Source organism: Burkholderia theae (genome assembly GCF_048565265.1).
GTDB classification, from domain to species: Bacteria; Pseudomonadota; Gammaproteobacteria; order Burkholderiales; family Burkholderiaceae; genus Burkholderia; species Burkholderia theae.
In genome coordinates this window covers 1050783-1073180 of the sequence record NZ_CP183462.1, presented here as the reverse complement: position 1 = coordinate 1073180, position 22398 = coordinate 1050783, and the positions used below count along the sequence as shown (strand labels likewise).

Genomic DNA, 22398 nt, shown 5'->3' with positions numbered 1-22398 from the left:
ACCGAGCTATCTAGCAGACGTTAGCCTGATCTCACAGTTTGCATTCGATGGGATGGCTGATATCGTGGACGACATCGAAGGCTTTCGGGTTGACCGCCCGAGCCTCCAGGATGACGTTAGCAAAAAATTGCAGGCGCACCGCGTAGTCAATATCAGCGGACTTCCGGGCTGCGGAAAATCGGTGGTGCTGCAGCGTGTCGCCATGGCCGCGCGTACACGTGGCCCAGTCCTTTTCCTGAAATCCGATCGTCTGACGGGAACGGGCTGGCTGGAGTTTGCAGCCAGGCTTGGACTTCGTCACCGCAAGATCGATGACCTGCTTGCCGAGATCGGTGCAACCGGCTCGCCGGTTCTTTATGTCGACGGAATCGATCGGATCAATCCGGACCAGAAGAGAATCATTCTGGATATTCTTCACGCGATCGAAGCGAACCCCGCACTGGCTGAATGGCGAGTCCTCGCGACGTCTCGTGATCAGGGGCTTGAGACGTATCGTGCCTGGTTTCCGTCGTCGTTCTACAAGGGTTCGACCATCGGCGATGTTCAGGTCCAGCCGTTTGATGACACGGAGGCCGAAGCGCTTGCGAGAGAGAGGCCAGGCTTGCGTCGTCTGCTTGTGGGTACGGCAGCGGTACGGCACATCGCCCGGCGACCATTCTTTGCTGCAGTTCTGGCGAGAAGCTTGGGCGATGATGCTGGTGAGCCTCAGACGGAGACTGATCTCATCAACGCTTGGTGGGCGCGGGCTGGTCACGACGCAGCCGCGAGCGAAGTGCCTCAGCGCCAGCGTGCTCTTCTTGATCTGGCGGAAAGGGGCGTCGGCAGCCTGGGTAAGACCATTGGCGCACGGGGCCTGGCGCCGCAGACGTTCGACCATATTGGAGCGCTCAAGGCGGACCTGATTGTGCGTGGTCGTGATGGGGATGCGACGTTCTCGTTCACTCACGATATCTTTTTTGAGTGGGTATTCTTCCGCCTGCTTATTGACCTTGGCACCGAATGGATTCAGGGGATCGCCAAAGCGGGTGAGCCGCCTTTGCTCGGTCGTGTTGTTGGCCTGCTGGCGCAGCACTCACTTTCTACCCCGGGGCGATGGACCGTGGGATATCAGGCGCTGCAGGGATCGTCGCTTCGCCCCCAATGGCGACGGGAGTGGCTCACTGCACCACCCTTTACAAGCGCGTTTGGTGCTGCCCAAGAGGAGTTTGCCAAACTCCTCGTCGCAGACGACTTAGCATTGCTTGAGAAGGCGCTGGTCTGGTTCCAGGCGCAACACACCGTGCCGAGTCCAATTGTCCTCGGGCGCCCCGACGTGGGGGGCGAAGCCGCAGATCGTATCCGGCTGGCCGAACTGTTGAGCTGGCCCTCGGATTTTGCGAGTTGGGGGCGGTTCCTCGACTGGTTGATCGCACTGGCTCCACGTGTACCTGTGCGACTCATGCCGACCATGGTGGACGTACTGTCGGTATGGCAGAACGCGCTGTCTGAATTCGACAACCTGCGGTCCAGAGCTGTGGTAGAGACGTGTTCGCGATGGCTGATTGACCTGGAGGGAGCAGTCTATCAGGACGGGTTCATATCAGGATACGGCAAGTGGGATGCACTCGGGCACGATGCACTGACCCAGTTCGCGACCAGTCTGCGGATCCTGATCGTGCGAGCAGCCCGCAGTTACCCTCAGTATGCCAACGACCTGTTTGATCGTGCTGTCGTGAACAAGCGGATGCGCGCAGAGGCGTTTTCGGAGTTGATGGCGCTGGCTCCGGCCATGGTCGATGTGTCGCCCGACAGGCTTGCTGCGGTTGCGAGGGCCGAGATACTCGAGGAGCTACCCCAGGACAAAGTCGATCGCAGGAGACAACGTGATCAGGCACGGTCCGAGCGGGTCCGTCAGATCCGTGAGAAGCCCGAAAGCGAACGGAGTGAGGAAGAGACCAGGCTGATCCAACGTTTCCATCCACTGATCGGAGGCGGCAGTGAGCTTGACGATGACATCGGCATCGATCGCCATCACAGTTACTACTATCCGGTGTCAGCGCTGCATGAGCCGTTCGCGAGCCTGTTCTCGAAAAAGCCGGAGGTAGCACTTCAGCTCGTTCGCGATATCGCAAATCATGCGACGACGGGATGGCGTCAACTGCACCAGATTTCATGGCGCCGCCGGGCAACGCCGATCCCGGTCACCATCGATTTTCCATGGGGTGCGCAGCAGTTCTGGGGAGGCTGGAATGTTTACAGCTGGCATCTCGGCGAGCTCACCGCACAGCCGCTTGAATGTGCGTTTCTCGCACTCGGTTATTGGGCCTTCAGAGAGATCGAGGCCGGTCGACCAGTCGACGAGATCATCAGGCTGGTCGTGGAGGGCAATCAAAGCATAGCGGCTGCGGGACTCGGTCTCGTGCTTGCACTTGAGACGTTCCATCTCTCCGAAGTCACGTTGGCGCTCGCCATCTGTCAACGGCTCTGGCGTTATGACATCCAGCGTGCTCAACAGGAGCCGATGCGCGACATTGACTTGTTTGGCTTTGGGTTCCTATCGGAACTGAAGGGTGATCGGGCGAAAGCGAAGGCGTTCATGGACAAACGCGAGAGTCGCAGGCGCAATGTACGGGAATTGGCCATGCGGTTTGCGATCAGTGGAGATGGATCGCTCGGCGAGCGGTTCAGGGCGGCACTCGAAGGCTTTCCTGCGGCACTACCGTACGAGTTCGAAGAGGATCGAACGAACCCGGACGCGGCTTCTGCGCTGTTGGCATGCGCACAGGAATACGCAGCGTTTGCAGTCCCGGGCAACTATCGGGGTTACCGGACACCCGATAATCAGGTCATGGTGGCATACCAGCCTCCGCTCAGCGAGGGGGACATCCAGCGCGGGGAGGCAGCGCGGACCTATCTTCACCAGCAGAGCCTTCTGGCGTGGGCAATGAAATCGCTTCGTGAGGGAGCGGTTTCACCCGATAACACTATTGCCGCTGCCATCGCATTTGCGCGGCCGCTGTACGCTCCGTCAATGTTTGCAGTGCGACTGGAGGTCGGCGACCACGGACCCCAGAGCCTGGTGGCGGCAGTCGCAGCGTGTGTGGTGTGTTTTGGTGACAAGACGTCGGAGGACTATGCTTGGGCTCTGCGTGTATTGACGGACATCGAGGGGATGCGTGAACCTGACGACGCATTCGGAGGCTCGCGAATCGCCTGGCATCCAGCTCACCAGCTTATCCACGCATTGTTGCATCTGCGGCGTACGGAGCCGTCCGATATGGATCCTGCCCGGCGTTTGCTGCGTCTCACGGATCACGATCATGAGGAAGCTGCCGAGCTTGCGTTTGTCGCATTGCTTGCCGACCCCGCACCACAGGTCGCATGGGCGGCGGCGCAGCTTGCGCTTGATCTCTCGGTCTACTACCGGCCAACGATAACGGATCGAGGCGAGCAGATCAGTCACATAGGCCAGCGGGCGGCCAATGCGGCACGACGTCGGGCGGAGACAACGCTGACTGATGACAGGCCCAAGCCTTTTCGCGCACTTCCAGCAGCATGGGAAACGCGACACATAGCGAGGGAGTCCGACGCGTTTGACTACGGCGACGACGCATCGTGGCAGGATCCGAATCCGAAATTCGACGCGCGACGCGCCGAAAAGATGATTCGGAGGTTTCCGATCGAGACGTGGTGTGCGCTTGATGACTTCAAGCACTTGGTGCTTGAATTGTTACGGGCGCTCGTGACCTGGACCGGCGAACGGCTCAACCCGTCACGACCGGGCCGGCGGCGCAGCCAAACGAGCGAACTCATCGGTTGGAATGATGCACTTGGTGACATGCTGGCACGCGCGGCACCGTGTTTCGATCCCTCCGTGGTCCGAGATGAACTACTGAAGCCGTTCCTGAACGGCGATGATGCACTCGACGTGATTGCGGAGTTTGCGGATATGATGGTCAGGCGTCATGTCCTTGATGCACATCAAATTCCTCCAGGTACATTTGATCTGCTAGAAGTGTGTCTCGATCGCGCTATCGCCGATCCAACCTTCAAACCGGGGGGCTACCGCGCCGGGGAGGTGTCAGGGCACCATCTGCCGAAGCTTGTCAATGCGCTGCTTGTTGTCGCTGTTGAGCGCGCGGACGCAGCTGCACGTTACGTGAACGACGACTGGAGCGACATCGATGTCATCATGCCAATGGTCACCCGTCTCGTGACCACTGCCGGATGGTCAACGTACGTCATGTCGAAATTCCTGCTTCTCTGCGAGCGTGCGGGCGCCGCGTATCCGATTGACGACTTTATTGTGCAGACGGGAGCAGTCCTATCCGGCATCGGCAACGCGAAGGGCAACTGGATCGGAACGCTGCTTCCGGCCCGGACGGCGGCGACAGTCCAGAGACTGGCCGACGCGAACTTTCCGCTAAAGCTCGAACAGGCTCAGGGTTTGTTGCGGATACTGGATGCCCTGATTGACCTTGGCGACCGGCGCAGTGCAGCCCTTGAGCAAACGGAAGCATTTAAGGGTGTTCAGGTTCCCACCTACGATGGAACGGCGGTGATCAACGGTTGCAGCGGAGGCGGGCGATAAACCTGCGCCAAAGGCAATGAACGTCAAAACTCTCTGACGGAAACGTTCGAAGTGGTGTATGCGGTATCAGAGCATGCGTTCGGTGATCGCGCGCATCCATGCAGAGCGATCCCGGATCGTACAGGCCCGACGGATGGAGGCTGACAGCGGGGCATAGCTGGCAGTCGGCATGATGGTCTCTACGCGCCCGTGATCGACGCACTCGATCTTCTGCTGGGACACTCTCGGACGAGGTTGATGACGATGAGTTGACGCGTGGATAGTGCTACGTCAGTGCCCCGTTGGTCAGTGATAGCGGCCGATGCGATCTGTTCCGTAGCGCGTACTGGGCGTTGAGCGACGCAGGCCTGAACCTGACAGACTTGTAGAAAAAGCCGAAGAACGGGGGCGACAATGGCAGCAACGATTTTCTTTTCGTGGCAGGCGGATCGCGCAACGCGTACCGGACGCAATCTTCTTGAGCGCGCACTCGAGGCGGCAATTGGCCGCCTCGGCGATCAAGCGGATTTAGAGGAGGCCGATCGCAACGATTTGGTGCTTGATCGCGACACGAAAGATGTGCCGGGCTTTCCACCGATTGCACAGACAATCTTTGAGAAAATTGATGCTGCCGCGGTGTTCGTGCCGGATTTCACCTTCGTCGGCGATCGCAGCGATGGACGACCGACGCCGAATCCGAATGTGCTGATTGAATACGGATGGGCGCTGAAATCGCTCGGGTACGAGCGGATCGTTCCCGTCATGAATACGGCGTTCGGCGAGCCGTCAGACCGTACGCTGCCCTTCGACTTACGGCATCAACGTCACCCGATTACCTATCACTGTCCTGACGACGCCGACGAGTCAACGCGCAAGGCGGTGCGTGAGAAGCTTTCAAGGGAACTGGAGCGGGCGATTGGCCTTGTGATCCGAAGCGAATCCTACGTCAACTCGTTACCGAAGCCTCCGCTCCCTGAGCGGTTCCAGCCAATGATCGAAGCTGCGCCTGGACGGCTGCGTCCGGTTAACGAACCGGTTGGAGTCGGTACGAGCTTTCCCAAGCAGGACGAGGAGATTCTGCTCGCAAACCGCCCCTTGATGTGGTTGCGCGTGATGCCAGATCTGACTCCCGGAGTGACGTGGACAATCGAGGAAATTCGAGCTGCGGCCACAAGGCCGCAAGCCCATCTCTTTCCGCTTTGGGATGGATACGGCGGTTTCAGCTACCTTCGCCATGCGGACGGATTCGGTGTATTTGCTCGTCGGATTGACGACGACGATGCGACAGGGTTGACCTTTGCCTTCAAGACCGGTGAGGTGTGGAGCGTCGATGCACTCTATCTGGATTATATGGAGGATCAGGGTATTACCTCCATACCTGACGCCGAATTGCTGTACGCGAACGCGTTGCAGAGGTTCGGGGACTTCGTGGGGTACCTTGGTGTCAAGCCGCCGTACCGGTGGATTGCTGGAATGAGTGGCATCAAGGGGCGTGGACTCGACGTGCCGATCCGGCCGGGTTACGCGTCACGGCCGGGTCCAAAGGGCAAGTGCCTGCTCGATGTCGTGAGCGAGTCGGGTACTTACTCGCCTGAGGTGAGTGCAGTTCTCCAACTGAAGCCTTTCTGGGAGGCGATCTACGAAAGCTGCGGACTTTCGCGTCCAGCATGGCTGGACAATCGTACGAGTTGATTCATCGACGGTGGTGTGGCGAGAATAGAGCAGATTCTCGTTCTCCGGAGATCAAATGCCGAAATCGTTCCAGCGTCTCATCCTCAACGTTGTGCTTCAGCACATCGATCCGCCGATCTGGCGTCAGATCGAAGTCGAAGGAACCGAATCTCTGCGCAAGTTGCATCACATCCTACAGGCAGCTTTCGGATGGGAAGACACCCATCTACACGACTTCCTGATCGACGGTATGACCTACGCCATGTTCGAGGTCGATGACGTGGTGGATTTCGCTGACCCGGGCACGACTGCCGATGATCGGAAGGTTCGTCTGCAGACGGTCCTGAAACCAGGTTCGCGCTTCGTTTACCGATACGACTTCGGGGACGGCTGGAATCACACTGTCGTCGTTGAGAAGATGGAAACCGTCGAGAGCGAACCGTGGGGAGGAGCCCAAGTCATTGACGGCGCTCGTGCTTGTCCGCCGGAAGACGTGGGCGGCCCATCGGGCTATGAAGCGTTCCTGAATACGCTATCCAGCGATCCCAACAGTGAAAAGGCCGAACGTTACCGAAACTGGATCGGCCCCGGCTTCGACGCGGAATTGTTTGATTTGCGAGCTACCAATGCAGCGCTGTCACGAATGGCTTCCAACCGTTGGGGTAACCAGTAACACACTGACTCAAGACTCCAACCAGCGTGAAGACGGAGCCGTCTGGCTATCGTGGCTAGCAACGTGCCGGCAGGAAATTTTGGCGCAACGCCGATAGGTACCATCTACGGAACCCGGTGTTGCACTGAAGTGGCCGATCCACGGCTCAGAACGCAACACCTCCAAATGCACCAGTTATATCGATAATTCACGTTATGTAAAATAAGCGCCGAGAATGCAGCAGGCATAGAAAATTGCTAAGAGCTAATCAATCGACAGCTAAAAGTCCACGCAGTTGCTGCGCCAATCGGTCAACCTTCTGATCGCTGCCACCATAAATGAAAACTAAGGCTCCCGCGTCCGGCGGCAACTCTGCCCATACGGTCGAGTCGTCGAAGACAGCGCAGTAGTGAGTCGCGTCGTTAAACCAGGCTTTCTCCAGCCCCTCCTCGTCTGAAAACCGTGCAAGTATTTGCATCGCACTGATGTTGCCGAAGCGGCCCCGAGCAAGGCCTAGGGATTCTTCGCTTGTGCTCAATGTCGCCGTAGCTGGGAATCGAAGTCTTTCGCATCGTCGAGTCGCATATTGAAAAAGCAATTTTTCCCAACCTTCGGCATACGGCGCACAGTATTCTCCCCATGCATTGGTCATGTCTACCGGTGGCTCGCCTAGCACCGGGACGTCAAAATTGAGTCGAAGTTGATCGCCCGTTTCAAATCCGCCTACTATTAGCGAGTGCGGGTCAATTTCGTCACATTCCTCATATAGGGATAATAAGTCTGGAATGGTTCTGTAAATCAGAGTCGGATGCAGTAAGTCGCCATCGTTCAATCCCATGTGGTGTAGATATGTTTTGTATGATTTCGGAAACTCAAGTCCGATATCAGTAAGGCCTGCCATTTTTTCGAGTCGAATAATGTCGGCATGGCTCGCGCCACGAATGCGTTCTTTCCAATTGTAATCCCACGCGGAGATGTAGTCGAGTAAGCGATCCATCAGAGAGTCAATGGGGCCAAATCTGGGGAGGCGCACAGTGGATTTCATTCTCCCTCCAAATATTTGTTCATTGCATGCTTCATATAGACCTTGATATTAGCACTGTGCGCGCACGTATCGCACGGATTGATTTCGCGAGATCGGCCCCATCTACCGGTCGGATATGGGTTGTCCTTGTTGCCACGCCAGATCGTTGCCATACCGATGATAGGACTGGGATTTTTGCTCGCAGCGTGCGCTGCGCCCGGCTCCGCGCACGCACCACGATGATTTCCGTTGCCGAATTTGCTTATTTTTTTCTTAAAATTAATCCAGTCTGCATCATCATTATCTTTTCGGCCTATCGTGTATTTTCCTCTTTCCGCATTGTCTAGCTCGCGTTGAAATTCTCCAGGGTCAAATGTATCGCCGGAAATTCCTACGGAAACTGTACCATCCTCATGTAAAAAAACATGCACAGTCGGCATTTTTGATTTTGAGTACTTGGGTCTGTTATCGTTGCCTCTCATATTATCCATTGTTTCAACAACAAAGTGGCATTCATCCCATGCTTTCTTTGTCCGCGGCGGGTACTCGGCGTTCTCGATCCATCTTTCCCCCTTATGAGCAGGCCGCATCGAACGCGGGCCTTGTGGGGCGGTGCGATGTTCCCCGGGGCTAGCAATCACGGGATCGCCCGTGCCGATCGATTCAGAAGCTTCCGTCGGTTCACTTGCTGCGTGCGAATCGGATAGTCCTAGCACGTCTACTGATACAACTGGGTTCGAAGGATACGCGTAGAGATTAATCCCCCCCGCTTGGCCCATCGGATCAGATTGGAGGTATCGACCGAGCACAGGACTATAAAACCGAAACCGGTTGTAATGGAGGTTGATTTCCCGATCAAGCCAGTGGCCTGGCCAGCGCAGGTCGTACTCTATGGAATTTCCACTGGCAACGAAAACTGTTCCATAAGGGTCTATGTCAGCTGCACGCCAGACTAGTCTGCGGTCTCCATTCTCGATCCATTCCGGCATCCCAACCTGGTTAACGAATGTGAAGTACGCGTGCCCCTCATTAGGCGACGCGCTCACGCTGGGATAGTCAATAAACATGAACGGCAGGAGTGCCGTTTCGTTTGCATAGACGTAAATTCGGATCTGTCTATTTGGGGCGATCTCTGCTGCGAGTCGGTCACCGTCCCAGTAGTATTCTGTGCGCGCCGTGCCGATCACTTTGGTAACCCGGCGGCATAGCCCGTCATATTCGGCTGCCCAAGTCTGTAATTGACCACCCCATTCGACCTTCACCAACTGGTCCATACTGTTGTAGTGATATGTGATGCGGCGGTCAATCCCAACAATTTCTTCCGCAAGATGATTGCGATGGTTATAGCGGAATTCCCCAGATGACGCTGAAGAGAGCCGGTTGCCGTCCGTATAGCGCATCCAGCGAAGCGTGTACGTCGACAATAGGTTTCCAGCAGCGTCGTATTCGAAACGCCGAACCGGCCATCCATCGCGAGTTTCTCCCGTCAACCGGTGCGTTGCATCGTACTGGTATGCGACGGTGCCCCTCTCACTATCAGTCACACGCCGCAGTTCTCCAGTCGCGCTGTACTCATATTGGACAGTACGGGGAGCCTTGACGCGCTCATCCAGCCACGTCATGCGCCCGGTGCAACGTCCCTGCGAATCGAACGCGTACACCACGTTCGTGCCGTTGGCCAACTGCATCAAAATCCGGCCATCCGCTCCACGATGCATTCGGTGGGTACCGCCCTCCGGCGTGCGGATCAATATTTCGCCGTCGGCAGCGCATTCGTAATAGATATCGAAGCGCTTGAAGTAGGTAGTTCGCGCAAGCCGATCATCCAGATATGCATGCTCAACGCCAGTATCGTTGCGCTTGTCCGAGGTACGTCTGCCACTGCTTTCGAATGTCCGAGTAATTTCAACCTGGTCCGTCGAGGCCTTCGTAACGTTCCCACGAGTGTCGTACTCATAGATGTAAGTTTCACCGCTCGAAAGGATGCGCTTGCTGTGAAAACCGTTCTCGCCTACCTCGAAACGCAGCAGTACGTTATCCGCGCCATCGCGTTTTTCGACCAACCGGTCGCCTTTGTCATAGGCATAATTTTCGAGCAACATACCGTCGCGAACGACTTGGGAAATGCGATTCTTGAGGTCGTAGGCATAGGTGCTTTCGTTGCCATTGGCGTCGACGATTGCGGAAACTTTCCGGCGCGATGCGTACCGATACTGAACGGTATGGCCTAGGGGATCTCTCGTGCTGCCGTGCAGGTTCCATGACGCAAGCGTATAGCGATACTCACTACCGTCACCGTCGTGCCGGCACACCAGATTTCCTGCCGCGTCGTACACGAACCGTTCGACGTTGCCGTGAACGTCAGTGTGCTGAATCAGTTGGCCCGCGACATCGTGCCGTTTTTCAGATTTGTCGAACCTCGGCGGAGGGGGTGTTACTGCCTGCCGAGCTGACTCTTCAAGTTCCGGCGGCAGCAGCGCCATCTCGGAGAAATCTCCTTTGCTAACCCAGCCCCATTGAAGTCCCAATGACGATCCTGGAATTTTGTGCGACAGTGGATTCGGCAGGTTCGGCGCTTCGTCCTTGATCGGCCACACATTCCCGAATTGGTCCACTCGGCCGGTGTTGCGTTCTCGTGCGTTATAGAGCCACCGTAGCACACGCCCGCCGGAGTCGATCTCCTCTGTAATGCGCCCGTCGAAGGCTAGTGCGTACTCGATCGCGCCACCATATGGGTCGACGATGCGCGTGATCGTGCCGACATCGTTGTAGTGCACTGACCACTTGCCCCCATCGCCTTCGGTGACGATTGTTCGTCCCGGCTGGTACTGGAACTTGACGTGCCACATACCGTCTTGGCCGCTACTTTCTATGCAGCGGCCTTCGGTGTCGTAGCGGTAGAAGAACGAGTACCCATTCGCATTGATGAGACGCACAATACGTCGCTGCGGGTCGTATTCATTGGCAGACACCGCATTGAGTGCGTTGCGGTAGGTGACGAGACAGCATTCCGTATCGTATTCGTACCGAGCAATTGGGGTACGTCGCCCGTCCAGATTAGTCAGTACAACGCTTAGGATCCGCCCGCACCGATCATGATCGAATTGAACTATCCGCCGAACATGGCCGCGCTCGTCGACTTGCTCGATTTTTTCGAGGTATCCATTCGCATGCCAATGCAGTCTGCTACGTACACGGTTGCAGACGTGGCCAATGCAACACGGCGTACCGTCAGTTGCAGAGATCTGCTCGAACTCAACGGCGCCCTGCACGTCATGCCAAACGATGAACTGTCGGCCGTCAAGTTGCTCAAGGACGTAGCCTTGACAGCAGCCGCCGTAACGGCCGTCCGCTCCTCTACCGAATGTGTATGCGGTTCCCTGCGGATCGGTATAGATCGCGCGCGTGCGCAGCAACTGCAGTTCGTGTTGCCAAGTATGCCGAAACCCGTACCCAAGCGGGCCAGCGCGGTCCCGCCACGAGCTGCTGTAGTGTCGGCCCCACTTGAATGGCATAGCCTCGTCGGTTTCGTAGTCTGAAAAGTCGTTCTTGACCTCTCCAGTGACCGCGCTGATCGGCTCCCCTCGGCACTCAGACTTCAATTCCTGAGGTCGCTTCGCCACCCTCGACCTTACCTTCTTCCCGATCCCATGCTTCGCCCCATGCCACATCATCTGCGAGTCCGGCAGCGGAAACCCGCCGATCAGCACCGTCGGATCACCCATAAGCAGCGTGCCCATACTTGGCTCGATACCCGGATCCTTGCCCATCAGATTGCTGAGCATCATGAACGCGAGATCGGCCGCAGTCTGCGCAGCAGTCATCGCGGCCGCCAAGGCTTCGTGATGTTTGACGTCACTGGCAGCGGTTGCCATCCCTGACGCCGGCCCAATCGCCGCGTTGCCAACCGACCACGCCTTCCCTGCCCCTCCCAGCAACTTCGCTCGTCCACTTACCTGAGCCGCCTCGCTCGCCACTTCCTCGCTTTTCTCGGCCGCACTCGCCGCTTCACCGCCTGACTTCCCCACATGCCCCATCGGATTGCAATGCCGCGTCATGTCGATGCCCATGCGCGCGGCACGCATCCCGCCGATGAACGTATTGCTCGAGCCCGTCTGGATATCGAAGTAAGGTGTCAGCCCGCCACAAGTAGGCGCGAAACCGATGTCCAGCACTCGGGCAGCCGGGATACCGCCGATCAACACGCTCAGGCAACCGGCGCCAATCGTCATACCGGAACTCGGTAAAGGGAACCCGTTGCTCGGCGGATGACTGTGCGCATGCGGTGTACCGAGATGCGGAACGCCGATGGTGGCCGCCGGCATTCCCGGTACCTTGTCGAGTAACGGAATCTGCGCGATACCGGTGTTGAGCAATTGCGACGGCATGCCCTGCAAGGATGCAAGCGAATTTACCGCCTCGCTGACATGATGGAGCGTGCTCCCTTTCGACGAGAACGTTTCCTTGAACGGATCGAGAGTCGACTTGACCGTACCGAGCAGCGAATCGCACGCGGTGTCCGCTTTGGTTTCCGATTGCGTCGTGTGACTTTCGGACGAATCGGACGCACGCGTAAAACGAGGTTCGGATTCGCTCATTGCCTTGCCCGTTCATATCCGGCCATTGCCTCGCGCGCAGCTGCCGTAGCCGTTCCACGCAGACGAGCCATGTAAAGCGGATCCTTCTCCAGCTCGTACGCTCTCGCCTCGGTTTTCAGGCCGGCGTCTCCGTAAAGCGACACAAGTCGATCAAGGATGGCGATGCGTTGTCGTTCGCAGCCAAACTGCTCGCATAGCCCCTTCGCGGCGATCCAGCTTTTCGCGGCTTCCGCTGCCTGGCCACATGCCAGCAGGGCGACACCGCCATTCTCCATCGCCTCGATCTTCGTATGTACGAGCATCAGCCTGCCGGCGGCGCCGCTCGCCAGATCGAAATAGGTCGCCGCCTTCGCGTGCTCGCCGAGCGTGTTGCAACAGCTACCTGTCGCCATCAGCGCATTGAGCACGACCAGCAGATTCCGGCCATCGAGTGCCGCCGGTAGCGCACGCAAGTACCAGTCCTTTGCGTCGCTCGGCGATCCGTGCCGTAATGCCACGTCACCCAAGCCGTGCAACGCGACTGCACAACCCGTTGAATCCTTCCGTTCCGCATGAAATGAGAAGAGCGCGTAATACTTGCGCTGTGCGTCGGGCAGCCTGCCGTGCGCAAGGTCGATACCGGCGATCTGCATCAACGCACCCATGCGCTGTTCGATCGGATGCGCCGCGTCGTTCGCGATGTCGACCAGATTCCGGGTTGCCTTTTCTGACGAGAAATCGACGGGAAGAATCAACACGTGCTCTGCTTTTTTCTCGCGAGCGAGCGGGATCAGGCAAGGATGCTTCCGGTCGTCGCGGATGCAGAACCGATGCCCTTCCATCCAGTCTTCAAAGCCGTTCAGTGCCAGACATTGCAGCACCAACTTCGCGAAGCCGCCAAAGTCGCCCATCGGTGACGGCAACCATGCCCAAACGACTTTCACACGTTCCGGAACCAGCGTGTGCACATGAGCGATAGCGTCACGCAATCGCTGCGCAGGCGAGCGCCTCTGATCGGTACAAGTCAGAGGCAACGGCGGCCAGCCTCCTTCACCGCGCTCGACGCGTGCATTGCTTTCGTCGTCGATTTGACGAGCAAGCGCCGCCATGCATGTCTGCAAATACGCGTCGACCGAGTCGCACGGAAACGGAAAGATCAGGAAAATCGCGTCGCCGACACGCTCGTCGAGCGATTGCATCATCTTCAGTACGGGTACGATGTCGTTGTCGGTTGCTTCGAGTAGCAACGTGGGATCGTCAGGCTGATCGATGAACGCCTCAAGCGACGATTCGATGGCGGCGAATTCGCGGTGCATGTCGTCGGGCCGCCGTTTCAGTTCAAGCGAACGTATCGGCTGCGCACCACGGTGTCCGCTTCGGTCCGGATGTCGACACCGCCCCGCCCACCTTCCAGTTCGAGTGTCTGCGCACTCAGTCTCAGCTTGCCGGCGACTTCGATGTTCACGTTCCGGTTCAGCAGCGTCACGACCGGTCCGTCCGGCGATGCGCGCACCTGCAGCAACGGAGTGCCCGCCGCATCGGCGATCTGCACGCATTTGTCGGCTTCAAGCGAAAGCGCTACGGCAGGCTCGACAATCGGCTCGACCGGCTCGCCATTTCCCTTCCGCTTCAGCATTCCGGCGATCAGAGGTTCGGGCCAGTTCACAGGCGATTGCAGCAGCACACGATCGCCGATACCGGGTTTCACACCGTCCACGCATTCGAGCCAGCGTTCGCACGTTTTACCGTCTTGCCCCGACCACTTCACGCGAATGAGTCCCATCGCATCGGGATGATGCGTATCGGTCACTTCGCCGATCAATGTCGATGATTCGTGGTGTTCCGCAGACGGAGTGCGATCCGGCGTCAAATCGCTGGCGAACAGCCGACGCAGCGCATCGACCGTTTCCGCTTCGAGCGTTTCATTGACCGTCATCTGATCCGATTCGTTTTCCATCGAATGTCTCCCATGCTTCGAATGCAATCGGGCAGCCGGCAGCCCGCCGGTCGAAATCAATTGATGTGGGCGATCGTTCCCTGGATCGTCACGCCCGAACCGTCGAGCGTGATTGAACCGCCGCCGGTTGCCAGAACAATCTTTGTCGCATTGACATTGACGTTGCAGCTGTCCTTGCCGTTGTCGATATTCACCGTCGGTGCCTGAAGATTGGCCGTCGACTTGCCGGAAAGATTGAGATCGTTCTCGCCGTAAATCGTCACGCCCGGTGCATAGCCTGCAATGTTGACGCCCTTGCCGTATCCGGCGATGACCACACCGCCATCCTGGCCGCTGATCCCGACACCGGTATCGCTTGCGGTTCCGCCGATGGAGACGCCGATGTTGTCCTTGTTGATCGACACGCCGCTCTTTCCTGCACCCATGTCGATGTATTTGCCGGCTGCCAGTGATGCGACTTTGTTGACGTCCACGGAATGGTCTCCGGCATTGACCTTTGTCGCATACGACCCGGTACCGACGACATGCGTGCTGTTCCCTTCGACAAAGACGTCATGCGTGCCGGCGACCACCGCGAGGTTGTGATTGCCCTTCGTCACCGTATGCGAGCTATTGCCGTCAACGGTCACGCTGCGATTCCCGGTCACCCCATGCGTCTCATTCCCCCCGATCTGCGCAGCCTTGTGCTGCTTGATATTCACCGTCTCGTTCTGCCCCACACTCCGTTGCCGATTGTTCTTCACCTGCATCGTCTCGTCGTTCCCGACCGTATGCGTATGGTTGTTCCCGACCGACAGCGAATGATCGGCCTCCGTCTCCGCATCGAAATTCCTTTCCGCGTGCATCCACAGCTGTTCCGCGCCCTTCTTGTCCTCGAACCGAAACGCATTCGCATGCTCGGTCGTCCCACCCGGCGATGATCTCGACAGCATCCCGCTCTGCGTCGCACTCCCGGGCAAGCCCCAAGGCGGCATCTTCTCGCCGTTATAAACACGCCCCGTCACGATCGGCTCATCCGGATCTCCATTCAGGAAATCGACCACGACCTCATCACCCACCCGCGGAATCTGCACGCCACCGAACCCACCGCCCGCCCAAGGATTCGACACGCGCACCCAGCACGACGAATCCTGATTACTCTGCCCGTACCGATCCCACCGGAACTGCAGCTTCACGCGCCCGTATTGATCGGTCCAGATTTCCTCACCGGGCGGCCCGACGACGGTGGCCGTCTGTGGCCCGTTGGTCCGTGGCCTCGGCGTCTCACGTGGCGACCGATAAGGCAAGCTTGAAGGCTGCACGAGCATCATCGTCTGATGCACGACAGCCTCCGCGCCTTGATCGCTCGCATACGCGTTCTCCTGGAATCGGTACTGGCATCGCACGATCAGGTACTCGCGGTTCTGGTCGGCACGCGGGCAATGCGCAAGCGTGAAAAGATAACCAGGCGCCGCCCCGCGCACATCGGTATCGGCATTCGCGCGCTCATGTTCGGCCTGCTGTTCCTCGAGCCGCACGCGGCTGTAGTGCGCACCGGGCGCGTCGTCGCGATATCCACCGGGCCATTCGAACGACGCGAAGCTGTCGTGATCGTGGCCGCGCGGATCGACCTTCTGCGAAGAAAGATCGGCGCGCGGCTTCGTGTAGTCGTAGTCGGTGGTCTGGTGCTTGCCGACGCTCACCTCCTGCGCGGGCAGCCAGCCGTCGATGTGTTCCTCGTCGGCGATCGCGGTGCGGTCGCGCGCGATGTACGGAATCGTCTCGTAACCGGGCAGCGCGGTGTGCGACGACATCGCGTCGCTCAGCATCAGCGTATGCGTGTCCTCGGCGTGCCGGAACCAGTAATAGATACCCTCGAACTCCATCAGCCGCGACACGAACGCGGCATCGGTCTCGTTGTATTGCACGCAAAACTCGCGCGGCACATACGATTCGACGAGGTGGTTTTCAATCGGAAAGCCGTACGTCGACAGCACCTCCTGCACGATCTCGGGCACGGTCTTGTTCTGGAAAATCCGGCAATCGGAGCGTCGCGTCGCGAGCCACAGCCACGGGCGCACGACCAGCTCGTAGCCGTAGTACCGCTCGGCACGCCGGCCGGCAAGCGATGCGCGCGCAACGATTCCGTTGAGGTAGCGCGTCGACTGGTCCTGCTGTTCGATCCGCACCGTCACGGGCTTGCCGAGCATGTCCTTCAACGACAGGCTGTGGCTGTCGGCGAGCGCCTCGATCCGGAATTCGAACAGCCGGCCGAGTTCGTCGCCGCCGTCGAGCGTGTGGAATTTCAGGTCGTCGCCGTGCGGGCTGTCGAGTGTGAAGACGCGATTCACGCCGCTCCCTCCTCGTCGAACCGGTAAGCGAATTCGCCGCCGGCCGCGCTCACCTCGATCGACGTCAACGCGCGCCCTTCGAGCGTGGCCTGCAGGATCGCGCGGCTGATGCGCGGCATCACGGTATGCGTGAGGATCGCGTCGACCATCCGGCCGCCGGATTCGATGGTCCGGCAACGCTCGACGATCAGCGCGGTCGCCGCGTCGGTGCAGCGCAGCCGGATGCCGTGATGCGCGTCGATCCGCTTCTCGATCCGCCGCAACTGCAGCGCGACGATGCGCGCGAGCGTCGCGTCGGTGAGCGGGTAATACGGGACGACGGTCAGCCGGCCAAGCAGCGCGGCCGGAAACACGTCGAGCAGCGGCCCGCGCAACGCATCGGCAAGCGTCTGCTCGCCGGGCAGACGGTCGGGGTCGCGGCACAGCTGCATCACGCGATCGGCGCCGACGTTCGACGTCAGCAGGATCACCGTATGCCGGAAATCGATGTCGCGGCCCTCGCCGTCCTCCATCCAGCCCTTGTCGAACACCTGGAAGAAAATCTCGTGCACGTCGCGGTGCGCCTTCTCGATCTCGTCGAGCAGCACGACGCTGTACGGCCGGCGGCGCACGGCCTCGGTGAGCACCCCGCCCTGTCCGTAACCGACATAACCGGGCGGCGCGCCCTTCAGCGTCGACACGGTGTGCGCCTCCTGGAACTCGCTCATGTTGATGGTGATCGCGTTGTGCTCGCCACCGTACAACGTGTCGGCCAGCGCAAGCGCGGTCTCGGTCTTGCCGACGCCGGACGGGCCGCACAGCAGGAACACGCCGTGCGGTTTGGTCGGATCGTCGAGCTTCGCGCGTGCAGTCTGGATCCGCTCGGCGATCAGTTCGACCGCATGCCGCTGGCCGACGACGCGTTCGCCGAGCGTATCGGCGAGCTTCAGCACGGCCTGCGTCTCGTCGCGCACCATCCGGCCGAGCGGAATGCCGGTCCAGTCGGCGACGACAGCCGCCACCGCATGCGTGTCGACGGCGGGCAGCACGAGCGGTGCATCGCCCTGCACGTCGGCCAGCGCCTGCTGTGCGACGGCGAGGCGTGCCTGGATATCGGCGCGCGCGGCGGCATCGAGTTCGTGCGACGGATCGTCGTCGAGCAGCGTGGTGCGGGATTCGACGATCGCCGCCAGTGCATTGCGTTCGGTTTGCCAGCGCGCGTCGAGCTGGTCGAGCGCAGCCTGCGCGTCGGAAATGTCGGTGTCGATCGCGTCGCGCCGCGCGGCATCGCCGGTGCCTAGCGCGCACTCGCGGCCGATCCGCTCCTGCTCGACACGCAGGCTGTCGATGCGGCGGCGCGCATCCTCGATCGGCGCGGGCACCGCGTGCTGACTGACGGCAACGCGCGCACAGGCCGTATCTAGCAGGCTGATCGCCTTGTCCGGCAACTGCCGCGCAGGGATGTAGCGATGCGACAGCGTGACGGCGGCCTGCAGCGCATCATCGAGTACGAGCACGCGGTGGTGAGCCTCGAGCTTCGCGGCGAGGCCGCGCAACATCGTCAACGCGGCCGCTTCTTCCGGCTCGTGCACGTGGACCAGCTGGAAGCGCCGCGTCAGTGCGGGGTCTTTTTCGATGTACTGCTTGTACTCGGACCACGTGGTCGCGCCGATCGTGCGCAGCAGGCCGCGCGCGAGCGCGGGCTTCAGCAGGTTCGCGGCGTCGCCGGTGCCGGCCGCCCCGCCCGCGCCGACGAGCGTATGCACTTCGTCGATGAACAGGATCGCGGGCCGCTCGGACGACATCGCTTCGTCGATCACGCCACGCAGACGGCTTTCGAACTCGCCCTTCACGCTCGCGCCGGCCTGCAGCAGCCCGATGTCGAGCAGGTACAGCGCGACATCGCGCAGCGACGGCGGCACGTCGCCGGCCGCGATCCGCAGCGCGAAGCCTTCCGCGACAGCCGTCTTGCCAACGCCGGCCTCGCCGACCAGCAGCGGGTTGTTCTGCCGGCGCCGCAGCAGGATGTCGACGATCTGGCGGATCTCGGCGTCGCGCCCGACGACGGGGTCGATCTCGCCGGCCCGCGCGCGGGCGGTCAGGTCGACGGCGAAGCGTGCGAGTGCCGAACCGTCGGCGGCCGCTGCTCCGCGCACGGCCGCGTCACCTCCCGCGCCGGCAGATCCGGCCGGTTGCGCCTCCGGCGAACCGTCGACGATCGATTCGAGTTGGTCGGCGAGCACATCCGGCACGATGCGCTCGAATTCGCGCGTGATCGCCACCAGCACGTTGCGCAACTGCGGCGTCTTCAGGATCGCGAGCAGCAGCACCGCACCGCGAATGCGCGTCGCATCGTATTTCAGCGTCGCATAGACCCACGCGCGTTCGACCGAGTCGTCGATGTGCGCGGACAGGTCGGACACCGATCCCGCGCCGCGCGGCAGCCGGTCGAGCGCTGCAACGAGCCCGCGGTCGATGGTCGCCGCATCGATCTCGAAGCGGCGCAGCACGCGTTGCAGGTCGCCGTCGGGCCGCTGCAGCATCTGCTTGAACCAGTGCGCGAGTTCGACATACGGATTGCCACGCAGCCGGCAGAATCCGGTCGCCTGCTCGAGCGTCTCGTAGAGGAACGGATTCAGTTTTCCGAACAGGTTGACGCGGCCGATATCGGACATGACGGTTCCCGGTTAGGCGGTTTCGCGATGAAGGGCCGTGGCGCCGCCCCGCACGTCGTAGCGGACGACGAGGTCGCGCGCGGGGCCCGGTTCGAGCCGCTGCCCGAGCCACGCGGTGCGGCCGATACCCTGCGGTTTGCCGAGCGCGATGGCGGGCACCGCGTCGGCCGCCAGTTCGAGCTGCACGTCCCAGTCGAACTCGATGCCGACGTATTCGCGCACCCATAACGCGAGCTGCCGCGCGTGCGGCCCACCCGGCAGGAAACGACGGTACGCGTCGAGCGAGAGCGGGCCGAGCACGATCCGGAAGCGCGACTGCGCGTCGCGTACCGCGACGCCGAGCGCGACGGCGCCGACGCGCAACGTCGGCCGCGTCGCGCGGATCGTGCAGCGCTGCGAGCGCTCGATCGCGACCCATTGCGGCACGTGCTCGACGATGCGCGCGTCGACGCCGAAATGCCGGCGCAGGATCTGCACGAGCCCTTCCGGGTTGCGCGTGTGCCGCACGAGATGGCCCGCATGGAAATAACGCGCATGCGGCGCGAGCGTGTCGGCGCCGGTATCGGTACCGGCTTGCACGGCCGGCTTGTCGCCGTTCGCCGCGCGCCCGATCAGGCTCGCGACATAACCGTCGAACCGTGCGCGCTCCGGGCGATCGAGGCTCACCGTCGGCTGCGCATCGGCCCACGCGCGGTAGAACAGCAGGATCAGCCGGTGATGGAACAGGTCCGCGAACGCGGCAAACGTCGGGTCGTCGTGCTGGGCCGCGCGCTCGTGCGCGTATTCGGTCAGATGCGTCGGCAGCGGCCCGTTCGGGCCGAACAATCCGAAACCGTGGATCGCGATGCGCGGCGGCGCGGCGCCGTTCTCGTACACGCCGGCCAGCATCGACGCCGCGAACGCTAACGACGGCTGCTGCCCGAGCCGCACCGCTTCGTCACGCGGCCGCGCGGCATGGCCGAGCGGTGCGCGCCCCGGCGACAGCGCGTCGAGCCAGCGCAGCGCCTGGAACAGGTCATAACCGTGCGGCGCGGCCCGCAACCGCGCCCACCACGCGTCGCGGCGGGCGGTTTCGGTGGCCGGCGGCGCGCCGGGAGACGTGTCGCGCTTCATATCGCGGGCCGCCTGCCGATGCGCGCCGGCCAGTGCGCGAGCGTGCCGCGCTGCACGCTGGTCAGCACGCATTCGGCGAACGCGTTGATCGATACGTGACGCGCGAAGAACTGTTCGAGCACCGCGCCGAGCAGGAACGGACTGTCGCCGGAGAACGCATGGTCGTCGACGGTCACGTTGACCTGCACGCCGCGCCCGAACATCAGCGGCCCGGACGCCGGCAGCCGCCGGAACACGGGCGAGAACGCGACGCGCTGCACGCCGTCGATCTGCCGGCGCATCGCGGCGTCGGCCGGGTCGGCGTGCAGGCCGAGCAGTTCGCGCAGCGCATGCGCGCCCTCGTCGTCGTCGAGATCGGTCAGCGTGTGCCGCGCGAGCCCGAGATGGCGGATCAGCCGCCACGCGGTTTGCGCATCGGCGATCGGCGGGCGTGGCCGAGACGGGCCGCGAATCGCGACGATGCGCTCGACGGGCGCCGATACGCGCAGCGTGAACGTGTTCGCGTCGCCGGGCGGCTGCAGCAGCACGAGATCGCGATTGGTGCACAGCGTGTCGGCGGACAGATAGCGCATCGTCTCGTCGTACGGCGCGCACTGGCTGTCGACGAGCGACACGTAGGTCTCGCTGCCGACATAACCGGTACGCGTGCCGTTCGCGCGTGCCTGCGCGGACACCAGCCGCGGCTCGCGCCGCACCGTGTAGTACGCGCCGTGATTGCCGTTATCGCCGGCGAACGACGCGTGAAACGGCCTGAATTCGCGCGACTGGCCGTCGTCGCGCTGCTCGCTCGCGAGCCGCTGCACCGCATAGACTTCATGGTCGAGCGGCCGGCTGCGATCGACGACGACATGATGTTCGCGCGCGCCCGGCTGCAGCGGAATGCGGTCGGCGCGGCGCGCGAACAGGTTCACGGCCGGCGTGCAGTTCAGCGCGAGATGGCGTGCATCGACGGCCGCTTCGAGCGCCGCATCGTGACGGTCGAACAGCACGGTCAGCTCGCACTCGTCGCCGGTCGCACGTGCCAGCGCAGCGCGCAACCCGCCGATGCTGAAGAACAGGAAGCGCGCCGGAAACGCGAAATACTCGCGCAGCAGCCGGTAGCCGTGGAAGCTGCGGCCGTCATCGGGGAGGATCGCTTGCGCAGGATCGAAACCCTCGTGGACGATCTCGTCGGCGTCGAGCGTATGCAGCCAGCGTGGCGGCTGCCCCGGGTCGTGGCACACGGCGCCGAGCGCATGCGCGGCGATCAGTTCGAGCAGATGCAGCGCGTCGCGCTCGGGGCCGGCGAGATGGAACGTCAGCCGGTCGAGCGGCAATTGCGAGAGCCTGGCGCCGCCGCGCGCCTTCAGCCGGATGCGCAGTGCGCCGCGCACGTCCTGGCGCGCCGCGACGGCACCGCGCGGCAGCCATGACGGCGCGCCGGTGACGGTCGCATCGGTCAGTTCGAGCGGCCACAGCGTCAGGTCGTGCGCGGTGCGGAATTCGCACGCGGTCTGCTCGGACGCGGCCGGCCGCGCGCGCAGCGCGGTGCCGGCCGGCAGCCGCCAGCCCTGCGCAAGGCTGCCTTCGTTCATCATCGGCGCGAACCGCACGATCGCCATCGACGGCAACGGCGCGATATAGCCGGGATACACGGCGTCGAGCAGCGCCTGCGTGAAGCGCGGAAACTCGGCGTCCATCTTCAGCTGCACGCGCGCGGTGAGGAAACTGAAGCCTTCGAGCAGTCGTTCGACGTAGGGGTCGGGCGGCCCCGATTCGTGCAGCCGCAGTCGCGCGGCGACCTTCGGGAACTGTTGCGCGAATTCGCCGCCGAGCTCGCGCAGGTACGCGAGTTCGCGGTTGTAGTAGTCGAGCAGGCGCGTATCCATCGC

Annotated in this window: 11 protein-coding genes; 3 read left to right on the top strand and 8 right to left on the bottom strand. The window is 61.3% G+C overall.

All coding sequences use genetic code 11. The features are described 5' to 3' along the window. The first annotated feature begins 52 nt into the window (after nt 1-52). The 3 genes from ACN22W_RS22250 (at nt 53) to ACN22W_RS22240 (ending at nt 6893) form a co-directional block, all read left to right on the top strand. Nucleotides 53-4570, top strand: a complete 4518-nt coding sequence (locus tag ACN22W_RS22250) for a hypothetical protein (RefSeq protein ID WP_419689431.1) — start codon at nt 53-55, stop codon at nt 4568-4570. Between the two features lie 393 nt (nt 4571-4963). Continuing rightward, entirely contained in the window at nt 4964-6241 is a 1278-nt protein-coding gene (locus ACN22W_RS22245) for a hypothetical protein (RefSeq protein ID WP_419689430.1), read from the top strand. A 55-nt stretch (nt 6242-6296) separates the two neighbouring features. Continuing rightward, the gene (locus tag ACN22W_RS22240) at nt 6297-6893 is read left to right on the top strand and encodes a plasmid pRiA4b ORF-3 family protein (RefSeq protein WP_419689429.1); all 597 of its coding nucleotides are present in this window, start codon (nt 6297-6299) and stop codon (nt 6891-6893) included. Nucleotides 6894-7140: 247 nt separating this feature from the next. Here ACN22W_RS22240 and ACN22W_RS22235 read toward each other — a convergent pair whose 3' ends face one another. From ACN22W_RS22235 to tssF, 8 genes are read right to left on the bottom strand one after another with little or no spacing between them, the layout of a single operon-like run. After that, nucleotides 7141-7917, bottom strand: coding sequence for a hypothetical protein (locus tag ACN22W_RS22235; RefSeq protein ID WP_129514921.1), 777 nt, complete (start codon nt 7915-7917; stop codon nt 7141-7143). Beyond that, nucleotides 7914-12494 (bottom strand): RHS repeat-associated core domain-containing protein, encoded by a 4581-nt coding sequence (locus ACN22W_RS22230; protein WP_419689428.1) that lies wholly within the window; start codon nt 12492-12494, stop codon nt 7914-7916. The genes ACN22W_RS22235 and ACN22W_RS22230 overlap by 4 nt, the downstream gene beginning before the upstream one ends. Further along, complete coding sequence (locus ACN22W_RS22225; protein ID WP_419689427.1) at nt 12491-13789, bottom strand: hypothetical protein; 1299 nt, start codon at nt 13787-13789, stop codon at nt 12491-12493. Before ACN22W_RS22225 ends, ACN22W_RS22230 begins: the two co-directional genes overlap by 4 nt. A 17-nt stretch (nt 13790-13806) precedes the next feature. Next, complete coding sequence (locus ACN22W_RS22220; RefSeq protein WP_419689426.1) at nt 13807-14430, bottom strand: hypothetical protein; 624 nt, start codon at nt 14428-14430, stop codon at nt 13807-13809. A gap of 56 nt (nt 14431-14486) precedes the next feature. Continuing rightward, nucleotides 14487-16760 (bottom strand): type VI secretion system tip protein TssI/VgrG, encoded by a 2274-nt coding sequence (gene tssI, locus ACN22W_RS22215; protein WP_419689425.1) that lies wholly within the window; start codon nt 16758-16760, stop codon nt 14487-14489. Further along, nucleotides 16757-19414, bottom strand: a complete 2658-nt coding sequence (gene tssH, locus ACN22W_RS22210; protein WP_419689424.1) for a type VI secretion system ATPase TssH — start codon at nt 19412-19414, stop codon at nt 16757-16759. Before tssH ends, tssI begins: the two co-directional genes overlap by 4 nt. Before the next feature lie 12 nt (nt 19415-19426). Then, nucleotides 19427-20599: a type VI secretion system baseplate subunit TssG gene (gene tssG / locus ACN22W_RS22205; protein WP_419689423.1), complete on the bottom strand. Its 1173-nt coding sequence runs from the start codon at nt 20597-20599 to the stop codon at nt 19427-19429. Beyond that, on the bottom strand, nt 20524-22395 hold the full coding sequence (gene tssF / locus ACN22W_RS22200) for a type VI secretion system baseplate subunit TssF (RefSeq protein WP_419689422.1): 1872 nt from the start codon (nt 22393-22395) through the stop codon (nt 20524-20526). Before tssF ends, tssG begins: the two co-directional genes overlap by 76 nt. Nucleotides 22396-22398 lie beyond the last annotated feature (3 nt).

Coding starts and splice junctions, on each gene's coding strand:
- ACN22W_RS22250 (WP_419689431.1), top strand. CDS start 53: ATGGCTGATATCGTGGACGACATCGAAGGCTTTCGGGTTGACCGCCCG.
- ACN22W_RS22245 (WP_419689430.1), top strand. CDS start 4,964: ATGGCAGCAACGATTTTCTTTTCGTGGCAGGCGGATCGCGCAACGCGT.
- ACN22W_RS22240 (WP_419689429.1), top strand. CDS start 6,297: ATGCCGAAATCGTTCCAGCGTCTCATCCTCAACGTTGTGCTTCAGCAC.
- ACN22W_RS22235 (WP_129514921.1), bottom strand. CDS start 7,917: ATGAAATCCACTGTGCGCCTCCCCAGATTTGGCCCCATTGACTCTCTG.
- ACN22W_RS22230 (WP_419689428.1), bottom strand. CDS start 12,494: ATGAGCGAATCCGAACCTCGTTTTACGCGTGCGTCCGATTCGTCCGAA.
- ACN22W_RS22225 (WP_419689427.1), bottom strand. CDS start 13,789: ATGCACCGCGAATTCGCCGCCATCGAATCGTCGCTTGAGGCGTTCATC.
- ACN22W_RS22220 (WP_419689426.1), bottom strand. CDS start 14,430: ATGGAAAACGAATCGGATCAGATGACGGTCAATGAAACGCTCGAAGCG.
- tssH (WP_419689424.1), bottom strand. CDS start 19,414: ATGTCCGATATCGGCCGCGTCAACCTGTTCGGAAAACTGAATCCGTTC.
- tssG (WP_419689423.1), bottom strand. CDS start 20,599: ATGCGTGCTGACCAGCGTGCAGCGCGGCACGCTCGCGCACTGGCCGGC.
- tssF (WP_419689422.1), bottom strand. CDS start 22,395: ATGGATACGCGCCTGCTCGACTACTACAACCGCGAACTCGCGTACCTG.